Source organism: Thalassotalea piscium, from assembly GCF_030295935.1.
Taxonomy (GTDB): domain Bacteria; phylum Pseudomonadota; class Gammaproteobacteria; order Enterobacterales; family Alteromonadaceae; genus Thalassotalea_B; species Thalassotalea_B piscium.
The window spans coordinates 1944901-1961240 of sequence record NZ_AP027362.1 but is presented as its reverse complement, the minus strand read 5'-3'; the positions used below and the strand labels follow the sequence as shown (position 1 = coordinate 1961240).

The window sequence follows — 16340 nt, the reverse complement described above, 5'->3', positions numbered from 1 at the left end:
GAATGCATAATAACAGCAGTGATATTATTTAGCTGTAAAAGAAAGTATGGTATCTAATACCATATCAACACCAATACCAATTAAGAAAAAGCCCATTACTTTAGTCATTGCTATAATGCCGTTAGTCCCCATAAACTTAACCACCTTTGATGCGCCACTAAGTACAATCCAACAAATAAACGCAGAAACAGCAATGCCACTAATAACTATGCTATAATCAAAAATTTCATCTCGTAAGGTTTCAGATGTATTAATTTGTGCTGCCATTGTGATCACAACAGATATTGCACCAGGCCCGCTCATATAAGGCATAGCTAATGGAATAAAAGCGATATCGTTAGCTGTGGTGGTTTGTTTAGTCTCTTCATGCATTTCAAGCGGGGTAGGGAACAGCATCTTAAACCCTAAGTATCCAATAATAAGCCCACCAGCTATGCGAAGTGAGGTAAATTGAATGCCGAAAAAGCTCAGTAAATGTGCGCCAAAAAGTAAAAAACAGGTTAAGAATAAAAACATATAAAATGCTGCTAATGTCGCTGTTTTTTGTCGTTCTTTTTTAGAGAAATTTGAGGTGAGAGACAAAAACATAGGTGCAGATACAAACGGATTTGCAATAGGTATTAATGTTGCAACTACCAAAAGTATATAGCCAAAATAGAGTTGTATCTATTCCATAGTTATCCTAATTAACAGGCATGTAAAATAAGTGAATTTAGTATAACCTGATCTACAATTAATTGGTTTTATAATATATTGATTTATAGTAAATATTAATAAAATATACTTAACACACTTTGAATCTTTTTAAAGCCGTTTGATTAGGCTAGGTTATATGAAGCTGATAAGTTCATTAATTTTGTTAACCCTTGATTTAAGTAATTAAACCCCCATCTTTATCTAAACCGCTATTAGTAATCATTCTATTGGAGGCAGCTATTACATTATTAACAAAAACATTGTTTTCCATTGTTAACAGAGGGAACTTTCTAAAAAACTTATCTGCGGGTTTGCATGTAAAGACTTTAACTCCCTGGTCAATCGTTAATCCATTTATTACTGCAAACAACTTCCGATCTCATTCATATAATTCCTCAATGTAATAATGGTAGAAACAATGAAAATAATAGCAATTAATCAATTAATAAAAACAAAGCCTTAACTATTTTCATTTAAAACAATATTTGACTATATTTAGAGCTATATTTAGAACAAGAATAAGATCCGATACATTTAATTATTACTATTTAAATCACGCGTAATTAAGGATAACAAATGATCCCTATAAATAAAGAAGCTTGGTGTGAAAGATACCTTGCCCAATTCGTTGATAATAATACAACTGATAGTTATTGGTCGTTAGCAAGACTTGCTGAAGACTTTAAGTTTAATTTGGAAGATCAACCTTTTATTATCAAACTGTTTTTAGAAAACGTTATGCGAAATTATGCTAATAACGACAGTGTTGAACACAACACGATTGTTAGCACAATTAAAAATTTAATTGCAACACAACCAACCGGTGACTTTGAGTTTCCATATTTTCCTTCACGAGTATTAATGCAAGACTATACAGGAGTACCTGCCATAGTTGATTTAGCCGCAATGCGAGATGCGGTAGCCGCGCAAGGTGGCAATGCTGAAAAAATAAATCCGTTATGCCCAGTAGACCTAGTCATTGACCACTCTGTTATTGTAGACCAAGCCGGCACGCCAGAGGCATTAGCACATAATGGTATGCGTGAAATGGAACGCAACAAAGAGCGTTACCAGTTTTTAAAGTGGGCGCAAAGCTCATTTGATAATTTGAGAGTTGTTCCACCTGGCCGTGGTATTTGTCATCAAGTAAACTTAGAGTATTTAGCACAAGTAGTACGCAACGAAAACGGCGTGTTATCGCCTGATACATTAGTGGGCACAGATAGCCATACCACTATGATTAACGGCCTTGGTGTTCTAGGTTGGGGAGTAGGTGGTATTGAAGCTGAGGCAGTAATGCTAGGGCAACCATTAAGTTTAGGCGCTCCTAAAGTGGTTGGAGTTAAGCTTGAAGGAAAATTACCTGTTGGTATAACAGCCACCGACTTAGTACTAACCATTACTGAAACGCTTAGAAATTATGGTGTGGTAGGAAAATACGTAGAATTTTATGGCGAGGGTGTTTTATCACTAAGTATTGCCGACCGCGCAACCGTAGCTAATATGTCTCCAGAATATGGTGCTACCTGTGGCATATTCCCCATAGACAACAAAGTAACTGACTACCTAAATCTTACTAATCGTTCGTCTGATTTAATTGAACGGGTTAAATCTTACTCACAAGCTCAACATATTTGGTACGACGGATCACACAATGATCCTAAGTTTGCTGAAAATGTAACTATTGATCTTAGCTCCATAACACCATGTGTAGCCGGACCTAAACGTCCACAAGACCGAATAGCGTTACACGCAATCAAACAAAAAACCATCGAATCAATAGAGTTAAATGTACAAGTATCAACCAATGATCAGCAGCCAAGTACACAAAAAACAATAGACTCTGGCGATATAGTGTTAGCGGCAATTACTTCATGTACTAACACTTCAAATCCACATGTAATGTTACAAGCTGGCTTACTAGCAAAAGCCGCTGTAGAAAAAGGATTAACGGTTAAACCGTATGTTAAAACCTCTTTAGCACCTGGCTCGCAAGTAGTAGCACAGTACCTTGACAGCTCAGGCTTACAACCGTTTTTAGATAAATTAGGCTTTAACCGTATTGGTTTTGGTTGTACAACCTGTATTGGTAATTCAGGGCCGTTAAATGATAATTATGAACAACAAATTAAAGATCATAATTTAAGTGTTAGCTCGGTATTATCAGGTAACCGTAACTTTGAAGGACGTATTCATCCGTCGGTAAGACTTAACTGGTTAGCTTCACCACCGCTAGTGGTTGCATTTGCATTAGCAGGCAATACTAAAATTAACTTAGACGAAGAACCATTAGGTACAGGTAGCAACGGACAACCAGTTTACCTACGTGACATTTGGCCAAGCGACACATCAATTAATGATGCTATGGCAACCATCACCCAAGAAAGCTATGCGTTATCATACAAAGACATGCTAATAGGCGACAAAGACTGGGAAAGCTTACCCATTACAAATAGTGTTTGCTATACGTGGGACGAGCAGTCAACTTATATTGTAAAACCGCCGTTTGTAGACATTTTAGCCGACAATATTAAGCAAGCTGAGCATAAAGTGGCTGCAACTCCTTCAGATGAAGCACTGATTAAGTCGGCCCGTATATTAGCAATTTTGGGAGACTCTATTACTACCGACCATATTTCACCGGCGGGTCAAATTGATAAAAGTACACCTGCAGGTAAATACCTTATTTCAAGAGGAATTGAACCAAAAGAGTTTAATAGTTACGGCACCCGCCGAGGTCATCATGAAGTAATGGTACGCGGCACGTTTGCAAACAACCGACTTAAAAACCTGATTGCAGATCCAAAAGAGGGCGGCTTTACTCGAATTTTTGGTAGCGATAAATTTGATAGCGAAACAACCGTTTCTATATTTGAAGCCAGTCAGCACTATCAAGAAAATAACACACCGTTAGTAATTTTTGCAGGTAAAGAATATGGCACAGGATCCAGCCGAGACTGGGCGGCAAAAGGCTGTCAGTTACTTGGAATAAAAGCGGTTATTGCTCAGTCTTACGAACGTATTCATCGTAGTAACTTAGTTGGTATGGGCATAATGCCACTGCAATTGCCAGATACAATGACAATAGCCGATTTAAACTTACAAGGCGATGAACAAATACACATAACGTTTGCAGAAAATAGCAATGAACAAAGCCTTAAACCTAACCAGTTATTAACGCTTATTATTTCAAAAGGTAATAATGAAAAAGTAGCAAAAATACCGCTCACTTTAAACGTTACTAATGAACTAGAGCTTAAGTATTTTAAATCTGGCGGTGTATTACCGTATGTGGCTAAAGAGTTGTTGTAATTAAATAGCTAAATAACGAAAACTTAACTCACAAAATCGCCTTACTAAGCTTTGCGGCTTACTAAGGCGATATTAATTTGGGTGAAAGTGATCAACTTTACATGTCAAAACACTTCGTTTAAATAGTTATTTCTTCATATATTCAATAACATAAAGTTATTTTTATGACAAAAGTTCAATAATGCAACTTTTACTATTGAGGTATAGCCCATTATAAGACATACTTTCTAAGTGGCTAATAAAAAAGAAAAACAACAAACAATGAACACACCACTAGAACAGTTAAGTTATGCTCAGCAGCAGCGCCTTGCCTATATCGACTTTAAATTGTATTTTACCGGCAGCGTTACCCGCGCCGAAATTGTACAACATTTCAAATTAGGCGTTTCTGCCGCTACACGCGATATCAACCTGTATAAAGAACACGCGCCTAAAAACATGGCGTACGACAACAAAGAAAAGAAATACTTTCTAACCAACAGCTTTACACCACTGTTTAAACATGATGCTAAACGCACCTTAGTTAAGCTCGCTCATCAAATATCTGACGGCTTCGACGCCATTGGCAGTGGGGAAGGCTGTGTTGAATTTCCAGTAGAGCAACCAAGCCAGCTAAACGTACCCGATATTAACGTTATTGCTAAACTTACCCAAGCAATGGTTAACGGCAAAGCAGTAAGTGTTATTTATACCTCACTTACCAGTGGCTCTAGCGCACGAGAATTAGTGCCACACACCATAGTTGACAATGGTCTGCGCTGGCATGTTCGCGCTTACGACAGAAAAACAAATTCATTCAGAGATTTTGTATTAACACGCCTTGCCAAAGTAACGGTAATTAATAACGAACCTGAAGTAAACGAAATCAAGCTTCAAGATGAACAGTGGAATACCATTATGCCACTAGAAATCGTTCCACACCCTAAGAATGTTGAATACCCAACCGCCATTAAAATGGACTACGGAATGGAAAACGGCATGCTCAAATTAAACGTTAGAGCTGCAATGGCAGGCTATTTATTAAGACGTTGGAATGTGGATTGTTCTGATAGTGCTTCACTTTCAGGGCCTGAATATCAATTGTATTTGCAGAACAGCCAAACCCTAGAAATGAATCAAGAAAACGGTGCAGAAAATCTTGCTATTGCACCTGGTTATCAGCAACATTAAAAACAAACTTAAATATATAAATTTGGGGAAGAAATCATGGCAGAAATAGATATATCGGACGTATTAAACTTAGCCCTTAAAAATTTACCAAGCAAAGACATACAACAAGCGATGCTCGATGAAGTGAAACAGCGTATGGAAAGTGGTGAAAGTGAAGCACTCGCAATCCACAACGTTTTTGGCAATAACTCACCGCTTAACAAAGCACATTAGTGCTAATCAAATATTATTGGAATACAAATGGATCACAGCGCACATAACAAACTTATCTCTTTTATCTGGTCAATTGCTGACGATTGCCTGCGTGACGTATACGTGCGTGGTAAATACCGTGACGTAATTTTACCTATGGTGGTATTACGCCGTTTAGATACCTTACTTGAGCCCACTAAAAAAGCGGTGCTTGATGAAGTTAAGTTTCAAGTTGATGAAATGGAAGCCACAGAGCTTGATGATGAACCACTTATTAGCGAGTCAGGCTATGTGTTTTATAACACTTCAAAATGGACGTTAAAAAGCTTATTCAACACAGCAACAAACAACCAACAAATACTACTTGCCAACGTTGAAGAATACCTTAATGGCTTTAGTGGAAACGTAAAAGAAATAATCGCATGCTTTGAACTGCAAAACCAGGTTAAAAAAATGGCTACAAGTGATGTACTGTTAGACGTTTTAGAAAAGTTTGTATCGCCAAATATAAATTTAACGCCATTCGACATTAAAGACCCTGACGGTAATACATTACCTGCACTAACTAACTTAGGGATGGGGTATGTGTTTGAAGAACTTATTCGTAAATTCAATGAAGACAACAACGAAGAAGCGGGAGAGCATTTCACCCCACGTGAAGTTATTGAATTAATGACTCACCTGGTATTTGATCCAATAGAAAAAGATCTGCCGTTAACGCTAACCGTATACGACCCAGCTTGTGGGAGTGGCGGTATGTTAACTGAAACGCAAAATTTTATTTATGAAAAATACCCGGCAGAAAATGCTACCAGAGATATTTACCTATATGGAAAAGAAGTAAGCCCTGAAACGTACGCTATTTGTAAGTCAGACATGATGATCAAAGGTAACAACCCTGAGAACATAAAAGTAGGTTCTACCTTATCTACCAATGAGTTTTCGGCAAATAAGTTCGATTTTATGCTGTCAAACCCACCTTACGGTAAAAGCTGGTCAGGTGAGCAAAAATACATTAAAGACGGTAAAGATGTTATTGATCCTCGATTCATTATTGAGCTAACAGACTATTGGGGAAATAAGTCATCGGTTGATGCTACGCCTCGCTCAAGTGATGGTCAGTTATTATTCTTAATGGAAATGGTTAGTAAAATGAAAGCGACTGACGTTAGCCCACTAGGTTCACGTATTGCTTCAGTTCATAATGGCTCTAGCTTGTTTACCGGTGATGCAGGCTCAGGTGAAAGTAATATACGCCGTTACATCATAGAAAACGACATGCTTGATGCCATAGTGCAACTACCAAATAACTTGTTCTACAATACAGGTATTACCACTTATATTTGGTTATTGAACAATAACAAGCCGCAAAATCGTCAAGGCAAAGTACAACTTATTGACGCAAGCTTGTTGTTTAAAAAATTACGTAAAAATTTAGGTGATAAAAACTGTGAATTCACACCTGAGCATATTGTTGAGATCACACAAACATATTTAGAATCCGCCTCAGTGGAGCGAAAACTCACCGTAGTTAACGATCCAACAGGTATTGCTTCTAAAGTATTTAATAATGATGATTTTGGTTACTACAAAGTTAACATTGAACGCCCAGACAGACGAAGTGCTCAGTTTAAAGACGAACTTATTGCACCGCTGCGTTTTGATAAAACCCTTCGTGAGCCAATGGAGTACCTGTTTGCAGAATATGGTGACAAGGTTTATCAAGCAGACTTTTTTACCGCTAACGATAAAGCCAAAGAAAAAGAAATCATCACTTGGTGTGAAGACAACGACATTAATTTAAACGCTAAAGCGAAAGCTAAGCTACTCTCAACCGATACTTGGCAAAACGGTAAGTTACTGGTTGAACTTGCTAACAAACTTGCCGAAACCATCACCAAAGAATATAACGATTACAATCTGTTTAAAGCCGATGTTGAAGCTCGCTTTAAAGACGTTTCAGCTGATGTATTAGCCGACATTAAAGCAAATAAACGCAAAGCGTTTTACACCACAGTCGTTAATGCCATGAGCTGGTACGACGAAAATGCTGAAAAAGTCATTAAAAAGGTCGTTAAATTTAAACAAGATAAGCTCGATGAACTATTACATCACTTAGGCTGTGAAGCATCTGATTTAGCTGACTTCGGCTATTACTCAACAGGAACTAAAAACGAGTTCACCACTTATGAGGCTAACTCAGATTTACGTGATGCCGAATCAGTACCGTTAACTTATCTTGAAGATAAAGTGGATAAAAACGGAGCACAAGACAATTGCGAAATTCACCAATACTACCTTGATGAAGTACAGCCACATGTTGTTGAAGCATGGATAAACCTAGATAGCACCAAAACCGGTTACGAAATCAGCTTTAATAAATACTTCTATCAACACAAACCATTGCGCTCAATGGATGAAGTAGCAACTGACATCATCAACCTTGAGCAAAAGGCAGAAGGTTTGATAGCGGACATTCTAGGTGTTGAATTAGCTAAGGTGCAAGGAGAGTAACCATGCCTGAAATAGCAACAATGCCAAAGTATGGGGCATATAAAGATTCAGGATTTGAATGGATTGGTGAAGTACCAGATTCTTGGGAGCTAACTAAATTAGGCTCATGCCTTTTCCCTGTTTCTATAAAAAACTGTCCGGATTTACCTCTATTGTCAATTACCCGTGAATTAGGGGTAATTGAAAGAGATATTGAAAATCAAGACTCTAATCATAACTTCATCCCAGACGATCTAAGCGGCTATAAAAAGTTAGAAAAAGGCCAGTTTGGTATGAATAAAATGAAAGCATGGCAAGGCTCATATGGTGTATCACAATACACAGGTATAGTTAGTCCTGCTTATTTTGTTTTTAACTTTACTAAATCTATAAATCCTGAGTTCTTTAATTGGGCAATAAGAAGTAAGTTATACGTTTCATATTTTGGAAGTGCATCAGATGGTGTTCGTGTTGGGCAATGGGATTTGTCTAAAGAACGAATGAAAGCTATCCCATTTATATTACCTTCTGAAAAAGAACAAACCGCCATAGCTAACTTTCTCGATAAAAAAACAGCACAAATTAATGAAGCGATTGCCATCAAAGAAAAACAAATCAAGCTGTTAAAAGAACGCAAGCAAATCATCATCCAACAAGCTGTTACTCAAGGTTTGAATTCAGATGCGCCAATGAAAGACTCAGGCGTCGATTGGATTGGTAAAATTCCTGAGCATTGGCAAGTTAAGCGCCTTAAATATGTGCTCGATGAACGCAATGAAAGATCTAAAACTGGTGAAGAGCCATTATTCATGATGAGCCAAATTCATGGGCTTGTGGTAAGGGCCGATTATCATGCAAAAGCAGAAGTTGCTGCTTCTAATGTAGATAATAAAATCGTGTACAAGAATGATTTGGTTTTTAACAAACTAAAGGCACATCTTGGAGTTTTCTTTAAATCAAACATTGATTTTAAAGGCTTAGTAAGCCCTGATTACGCAGTTTACAAACCTAAAGCATATATTACCGATATGCGTTATTTAGAGGTGCTTTTTAGACACCCTAGATATATCGAGCAATTCATCATCAGAGCCACTGGTATTGTTGAGGGCTTAATTCGTTTATATACAGATGATTTATTCGATATTGCAGTACCGATTGCACCTAAAGATGAACAAATAGAAATATTAAAACATATCGATTCTGAAAGTGAAAAGTTTGATATCGCAATTAAACTGCAAATTCAACAAATCGAAAAACTCAAAGAATACAAAACCACGCTAATTAACAGCGCTGTAACAGGCAAAATTAAAGTACCTGAAGTGGACTCAGTAATTAACTAACAAGGAAGTGGTATGTCGGTTGAAGTGGCAAGTTGTACCTTAGCGCAGTTATTCAGTAAACAAAGTATTGTCAGTGCTAATAACACTGAAATTCATGGCGAGTTAGCCATACCTGAATATCAGCGCCCATATCGTTGGACTGAAGCACAAATACAACGATTATTGCAAGATTTTAAAGACTATCAAATTGATGAGCGAAATCACTCTGATGGTGAAAACTGCCCGTTTTATTTAGGCAGTATTATTTTGCATCAACAAGGTAACAAGCTAAACATTATTGATGGTCAGCAACGCTTAACAACCATGGCATTAATTGCCTATTTAACTGAAGAGTTTAAAGACTTATCACTTCGCTACAAAGCTCCGGAAAGTCAGAAGCAAATTAAACATAATTTGGCCTGGCTAGCGGATAAAAAGTTACAACTTAACGACATCGATTTTTCAACTATACATATCACTTTAGTGGTGACAAATTCTGAAGATGAAGCTTATCGCTTCTTTGAAACACAAAATACCGGTGGCGTGCGCTTAAAAGGCCCAGATATTATCAAGGCGCACCATTTAAACGTAATAGATAAAAGCATGCCTAATAAAACTCGCCATTATGCCGAGTTATGGGAAAGCTTGAATGATATTAACCCCATCATAAAACTGCTGTTACGTGGACGGTATTGGGAATACTTAAATTTACGAAAAGATTTAAAAGACCCTACAAGAAAAACTATGCCGTTTCATCAACAAGAGCGGTTATTAGTTGATGCGGTTGTTGATGAGTTCTCACCAAGTGCAACAGGTAACGATTTGGCTTTTGGACGAGTGACAAGAACGTATTTAGATAATGGTGGCGAAACGTTGATGCAACCGCAAATAGGATACGAATTACGCCAACCACTCAATAGCGGTGCCAATACCATTCGTTACCTTGAGTATTTCCAAGCATTAAGGCAGAAATACTTACTCAAAAATCATAACGATGAAACGCTTTTCGCGTTTGACGAGTTTTACCATGAGCTTGTTTGCAAACTTGATGGTTGTGCTTATTTGAAGCAGTTATTTGATGCAAGTTTATTGCTTTATATCAGCCAATTTGGGCAGCACCAGTTAGATATAGCAGCGAAAAAGCTATTTAGGGTGGTTTATTCTCGTAGAGTATCAAACCAAGTTGCTGTAAAAGAAAAGTCGATCCCTGCCTTTTTAAAAGAAACCCCAGTGTTAGACTGGATAGCGAAAAGCTATACACCCGAGCAGTGCTTAGACTTGCTCGATGAGTTTGAACTTACCGTGAATGCTGATGGCATTATAGACGCTATTAAGTCGCCCACAGATCAAAAGTCGAGTACTAAACAAAACTTTATCAATAAAGTGATTAAAGCCTTTGGTTTAAACGTTGAGCGTGAAGCAACAAAAGCTGAATACGCTCAGGAGTTTGCGAGTAGCTTTAGCCAATACGTTATTTTATTAGGAGGTAAATAGTTTTGAATATGTTAACCGTACAAACAGAATTATTAACCTTAAATAAAATTTTTGAAGGTGGTTATCAGTTTTCAATTCCCAGTTATCAACGCCCCTATGTTTGGTCTGATGATGACATATTATTGCTTTTTAATGATGTTAAAACCGCTTGTGAAAATGGTGAAGAGCATTACTTTATTGGCACCGTACTTTCTTCAAAATTACAAAGCAACACAGGTTTAGTTTACGAGTTAATTGATGGTCAGCAGCGCACGACCACATTAATGTTAATTGCTATTGCGTTTAAAGCCGCAGATGTTAAGTCAGACCTCAATGAGTTAGCGGTTTATATGCCTGAAACAGGTAAAGCTATGCCTAGACTACAGTTTGCTATTCGTGATCAGGTGCAGCAGTTATTAGGTGGGCTTGAAGGGCTTAAAGGTTATGAGACACCATCGCAGGAAGTTATTGATAGTAACGAATACCTTAAACAAATAGGTATAGCTTTAAAGGTATTAAGTGAACACATAGAAGCACTTGATAAAAATGAAGCCGAAAAATTAGGACAATATTTTTATAGTAGTGTGCAATGGGTAAACAATATTGTGCCTGCGAAAATGGATTTGAACCGTTTATTTGCCACCATGAACACAGCAGGTGTTCAACTAGAGCAAGCAGATATTTTAAAAGCGAAACTGTTTAAGTATATTAAAACAGATAAAGCCCAATATGATGCCATGTGGGTTGCTTGTGAGCATTTAGAAAACTACTTTGAGCGCAACGTGCGTAAGGTATTTCCTGATATTGATTGGAATAATATAGAGCCTAATGACTTAGCGGTGTTTAAAGCTAAAACTTTTTACCATCCAGAATCACAACAACAAAGTGATGATGAAAGTGGTTATAGCATTGATGAATTAAGCCAAATGTTGGGAAGCGGTAAAGCACCTGATAGCGTAAAACAAAAAGCTTTTGAAACTTATGACTTAGATGTTGAAACCACTTATTGTCGATCAATTATTAAGTTTCCTTTATTTTTAATTCATGCTTATCGTGTTTTTTTAGCGTTAAACAATGAGTCAGATATTGAGCCAAGACTGCACAGCGATCGACTGCTAGAAATTTTTAACCCGCTTATTGAATCAGACGAAGAAACTGTTAAAGCCTTCATTGAAATGCTGTGGCAAGTTCGTTATCAATTTGATGCATGGGTTGTTAAGTGGGTCGAGCGAGACGACTCACCAGAGGCTCATCTAGGATTAACCTCTCAATCACCAAGTCAATCTAAAGGTAAACAATATATTAACCGTAGCTCCAAAGAGACTAATGCCTTGGCACTTTTGCAAAGTGTTCGTAATTTTACCGGTGAGCGAAGTGCTCAATATTGGATCACACCGTTTATTGCAAAATTGATTAAAAAAGAGATAAGTCTTAAGCAAGGCAACAAAGCATTAAAGCAACTTGAAATAATCGATAATCTGATGTCGTTAGCGACATGTTCGCAAAAAAAGGCAAGTTTCAAGCAAGCTAATTTAATAAAACCAAAAAGACTAAAGTGGGAAGAACAAAAAGAATATTTTACTGAAGCTAAAGGCACTGGATTTGAGCATTACTGGTTTCAAAAGCTTGAGTATTTACTGTGGAAAAAAATTGATAGTGCTCGCTCTAAACTAGAGACTGGAGAATTAAATAAGTTTACAAAGTTTCGTATAACCTCCAAAAATTCGGTAGAGCATGTTCATCCACAAAATGACGAGTACAAGAGCAAACTGGCTGATGAAATATTAAATGCCTTTGGCAATCTTGTTTTACTTAGCCCTGGCGAAAACTCTTCATATAGCAATCAAGACGTTGATAAAAAGCAAATTGACTTTGAACGTAAGCAACATTTTGATTCGTTAAAGTTAAGAGAAATGTTTATTCAAAAAAGCAATAACAGTTGGGATCAGGAAGAAATTGAAACGCATCAAAATCGAATGCTAGATGTTTTAGAAACGCATTATGGTGACAAGGAATAATTATGGTTAGTCAAACAAACGAACAAGCTTTAGAAGCGGCAATTGAAAAGCACTTAACTGGTACGTGTTTAGAAGATGTAAAAGCAGGAGTGCAGGAAGCTGCACCTGGCTATAACAATGCTATGTATCAGCTAGGCTATCCTGCTGATTTTGATATGCATTACGCCTTGGATACCAAGTTCTTTTGGCAGTTTTTGCAAAACACACAAGCGCAAGAATTAGAAAAACTTAAGAAAAATAGCCCTAATGATTGGCAGCGTAAAGTACTTGAACGTTTTGATAGACTGATCAAAAAACATGGTGTTTTGCATTTACTTAAAAAAGGCTTAAGTTTTGATGATGCGCACTTAAATCTTATGTTTCCAGCACCACTAGCTAGTAGTAGTGATTCTGTTAAACAGAATTTTAATGCCAATATATTTAGCTCAACTCGTCAACTAAGGTATTCAAAAACTAATCCATTACAAGAAATTGATATGGTGCTGTTTATTAACGGTATTCCGTTAATAACGCTTGAACTTAAAAACCATTGGACGGGGCAAAATGCGCGTTTTCATGGTCAAAAACAATACCGTGAAGACAGAGATATTTCGCAGTCGTTATTGCAATTCGGGCGCTGTTTAGTGCATATGACGATAGATACTGACGAAGTGTATATGACCACCAAGTTAGCAGGTAAAAGTACCTTCTTTTTACCGTTTAACAAAGGTAATAATCATGGTCAAGGTAATCCGCCCAATACCTCTTTATTTGGTGTTGGGGGTCACAAAACTAGTTATTTATGGGAAGAAGTCTTTACTAAAGCTAGTCTTGCTAACATCATCCAGCACTTTGTTCGTTTAGATGGTAGTAGTAAAGATGACTTGAAGAAACGCACCTTGTTCTTTCCCCGTTATCACCAAATGGACGTTGTTCGACGCTTAATTGATCATGCTTCAACTAATGGTGTTGGTCACACATATTTAATTCAGCACTCTGCCGGTTCAGGCAAGTCTAACTCAATTACTTGGGCTGCCTATCAATTAATTGAAACGTATCCAGCTAGTGCAGATATTCAAGGTAGCAAAGGTGTTGAACAACCATTATTTGACTCAGTAATTGTAGTTACTGATAGACGATTACTTGATAAACAGCTTAGAGATAACATTAAAGAGTTCTCTGAAGTTAAAAACATTGTTGCCCCTGCATTTAAATCATCTGAGCTTAAATCAGCCCTAGAAAATGGTAAGAAAATAATCATTACCACTATTCAAAAATTCCCATTCATTATTGATGGCATTAGTGATTTAAGTGATAAACGTTTTGCAGTAATTATTGATGAAGCGCATAGCTCTCAGTCTGGCTCTGCACACGACAATATGAATAGAGCCATGGGTAAAACTGAAGTAGAGGAAGCTGAGGATGCGCAAGATAAAGTACTGCAAGCTATGCGCTCACGCAAGATGCGTGGCAATGCTTCATATTTAGCTTTTACGGCAACGCCTAAAAACAGCACGTTAGAAAAGTTTGGTCAAAAACAAGAAGACGGTAGTTTTAAGCCATTTCATTTATATTCAATGAAACAAGCCATTGAAGAAGGCTTTATTCTTGATGTTATTGCCAATTACACCACCTATAAAAGTTATTACGAAATAGAAAAGTCGATTCAAGATAACCCTGAATTTGATACTAAAAAGGCGCAAAAACGTTTACGTGCATACGTTGAAACTAGCCAACAGACCATAGATACCAAAGCTGAAATTATGCTTGAGCATTTTATTCCTCAGGTGGTAAATGCCAAAAAACTACGTGGTAAAGGCAAAGGTATGGTTGTTACGCAAAATATTGTGACGGCTATTCGTTATTACAAAGCATTAAAGCGAGTGATAGAAGCTCAAGGTAGCCCATTTAAAATAGCGATAGCATTTTCTGGCACCAAAGAAGTGGATGGTATTGAATATACTGAAGCCGAAATGAACGGCTTTGCCGAGAGTGATACCAAAGACTATTTTGATGTTAATTATAAAAGAAAAAATTCTAGTGATCCTATCCCAAAACACATCAACCAAGATGAATATAGGTTACTGGTTGTTGCTAATAAATACCTAACGGGCTTTGATCAACCTAAACTGTGCGCAATGTATGTAGATAAAAAGTTAGCGAGCGTACTTTGTGTGCAAACATTATCTCGCTTAAACCGTTCAGCACCTAAGCTTGGTAAAAAGACAGAGGACTTATTTGTACTCGATTTCTTTAATAATGTTGATGAAATAAAAACGGCATTTGACCCATTTTATACATCAACGACTTTATCTGAAGCAACTGATGTAAATGTATTACATGAGCTAAAAGATGCGATGGATGATATTGGCGTTTATGAATGTTACGAAGTTGAAGATTTTGTTAAGCGCTACTTTGATGATGAAGATGCGCAAACCTTAAGCCCAATAATTGACACTGCGGCAAACCGTTTTAATTTTGAGTTAGATCTAGAAGATGACGATAAAGTCGATTTTAAGATCAAAGCTAAGCAATTTGTGAAGATTTACGGGCAAATGGCTTCAATAATGCCTTATGAAATTGTTGCTTGGGAAAAGCTATTTTGGTTCCTTAAGTTCTTAATTTCAAAGTTAATTGTTAAAGATCCTGATTCAGAAAAACTTGATGCATTGTTAGATTCCGTAGATTTAAGTTCTTACGGCTTACAGCGTGTAAAACTTAATTACGGCATTGGTTTAGATGACGGTGAAACTGAGTTAGACCCACAAAACCCAAACCCTCGTGGTGCTCACGGCGGTGATGATGAAAAAGATCCATTAGACGAGATAATCAAAAACTTTAACGAAAGATGGTTTCAAGGCTGGAGTGCAACACCTGAAGAACAGAAAGTTAAATTTATAAACATTGCTGAAAGCGTAAAAAGCCACCCTGATTTTGAAGCTAAATACCAAAACAACCCTGATCCACATAACCGAGAATTAGCGTTTGAAAAAATGCTTAAAGAAGTGATGCTAGCAAGACGTAAAGATGAGCTAGAGCTGTATAAGTTATTTGCTGGAGATAGTGCATTTAAAGCCTCTTGGACACAGAGCATGCAGCGCAGTGTTGGGTTGTAATGACAGAGCTTAAAAGAGCCGAGGTTCTGTTATACAAGCAATTGCCAATCACAAAGCTTTTGATAGGAAGTTGGTATGTTGGTCGAGGGCGTAATGGCAATGTTGGTCGCTGGAATGGCAATAGTTTTGAAGTGATTACCAATTACTTAGTGTATAACGGAAGCTTCAGAACAAAACAAAAGACCAAACCTGGTATTAAATTTGAACCATATTTTACAGCCGAAGAAGGCTGTTTTCAGCCGTTTAAAAAAATATCACTGAGTCAGACTGAATTACCGATTAACCACGTTGCTATTAAGCAATTAGAACTCGGGCGCTTTTATGTAGCTGATAATCACCAATTGTTAATAGGTCGTTGGGAAGGAGACTATTTTAGCATGTTTAAAAATACTGATGTTCAATCTTACGCAGAAATTGAATTTAACAATCATTGTGATTTAAAGGGGAGCTTTCGTCCTCTTCTGTTGATTAACGAAGGCGAAGTAATTGAGCCATATATTGAAAATGGTAGAAAACATTTGGTGTATGCATCAGTGATGAATTTTAAGTAGTTAAAAGTATTTATTAATAAG

The 16340-nt window shown here is 37.2% G+C and carries 10 protein-coding genes; 9 read left to right on the top strand and 1 reads right to left on the bottom strand.

The window, feature by feature from the left end; genetic code table 11:
• Window positions 1-24: 24 nt before the first annotated feature.
• Window positions 25-645 (bottom strand): MarC family NAAT transporter, encoded by a 621-nt coding sequence (locus tag QUD79_RS08445; protein ID WP_286290789.1) that lies wholly within the window; start codon window positions 643-645, stop codon window positions 25-27.
• Window positions 646-1272: 627 nt separating this feature from the next.
• On the opposite strand from QUD79_RS08445, the gene acnA reads away from it, so the two are divergent.
• From acnA to QUD79_RS08400, 9 genes are all read left to right on the top strand, one after another.
• A complete protein-coding gene (gene acnA / locus QUD79_RS08440) occupies window positions 1273-4008 on the top strand; it encodes an aconitate hydratase AcnA (RefSeq protein ID WP_184423002.1) in 2736 nt (911 codons plus the stop codon).
• 261 nt (window positions 4009-4269) lie between these two features.
• Complete coding sequence (locus tag QUD79_RS08435) at window positions 4270-5178, top strand: BrxR family transcriptional regulator (RefSeq protein ID WP_184423038.1); 909 nt, start codon at window positions 4270-4272, stop codon at window positions 5176-5178.
• A gap of 36 nt (window positions 5179-5214) precedes the next feature.
• The gene (locus QUD79_RS08430) at window positions 5215-5391 is read left to right on the top strand and encodes a hypothetical protein (protein WP_184423000.1); all 177 of its coding nucleotides are present in this window, start codon (window positions 5215-5217) and stop codon (window positions 5389-5391) included.
• Window positions 5392-5418: 27 nt separating this feature from the next.
• Window positions 5419-7884, top strand: coding sequence for a type I restriction-modification system subunit M (locus QUD79_RS08425; RefSeq protein ID WP_184422998.1), 2466 nt, complete (start codon window positions 5419-5421; stop codon window positions 7882-7884).
• A gap of 2 nt (window positions 7885-7886) precedes the next feature.
• Window positions 7887-9203 carry a restriction endonuclease subunit S gene (locus QUD79_RS08420; RefSeq protein ID WP_184422996.1) on the top strand — a complete coding sequence of 439 codons (1317 nt, stop codon included), beginning with the start codon at window positions 7887-7889 and terminating at the stop codon, window positions 9201-9203.
• Between the two features lie 12 nt (window positions 9204-9215).
• Window positions 9216-10676: a DUF262 domain-containing protein gene (locus QUD79_RS08415; protein WP_184422994.1), complete on the top strand. Its 1461-nt coding sequence runs from the start codon at window positions 9216-9218 to the stop codon at window positions 10674-10676.
• Window positions 10677-10684: 8 nt separating this feature from the next.
• A complete protein-coding gene (locus tag QUD79_RS08410; RefSeq protein ID WP_184423036.1) occupies window positions 10685-12673 on the top strand; it encodes a DUF262 domain-containing protein in 1989 nt (662 codons plus the stop codon).
• Window positions 12674-12675: 2 nt separating this feature from the next.
• Window positions 12676-15768, top strand: a complete 3093-nt coding sequence (locus QUD79_RS08405) for a type I restriction endonuclease subunit R (protein WP_184422992.1) — start codon at window positions 12676-12678, stop codon at window positions 15766-15768.
• Complete coding sequence (locus QUD79_RS08400) at window positions 15768-16319, top strand: hypothetical protein (protein ID WP_184422990.1); 552 nt, start codon at window positions 15768-15770, stop codon at window positions 16317-16319. Before QUD79_RS08405 ends, QUD79_RS08400 begins: the two co-directional genes overlap by 1 nt.
• The last annotated feature ends 21 nt before the right edge of the window (window positions 16320-16340 follow it).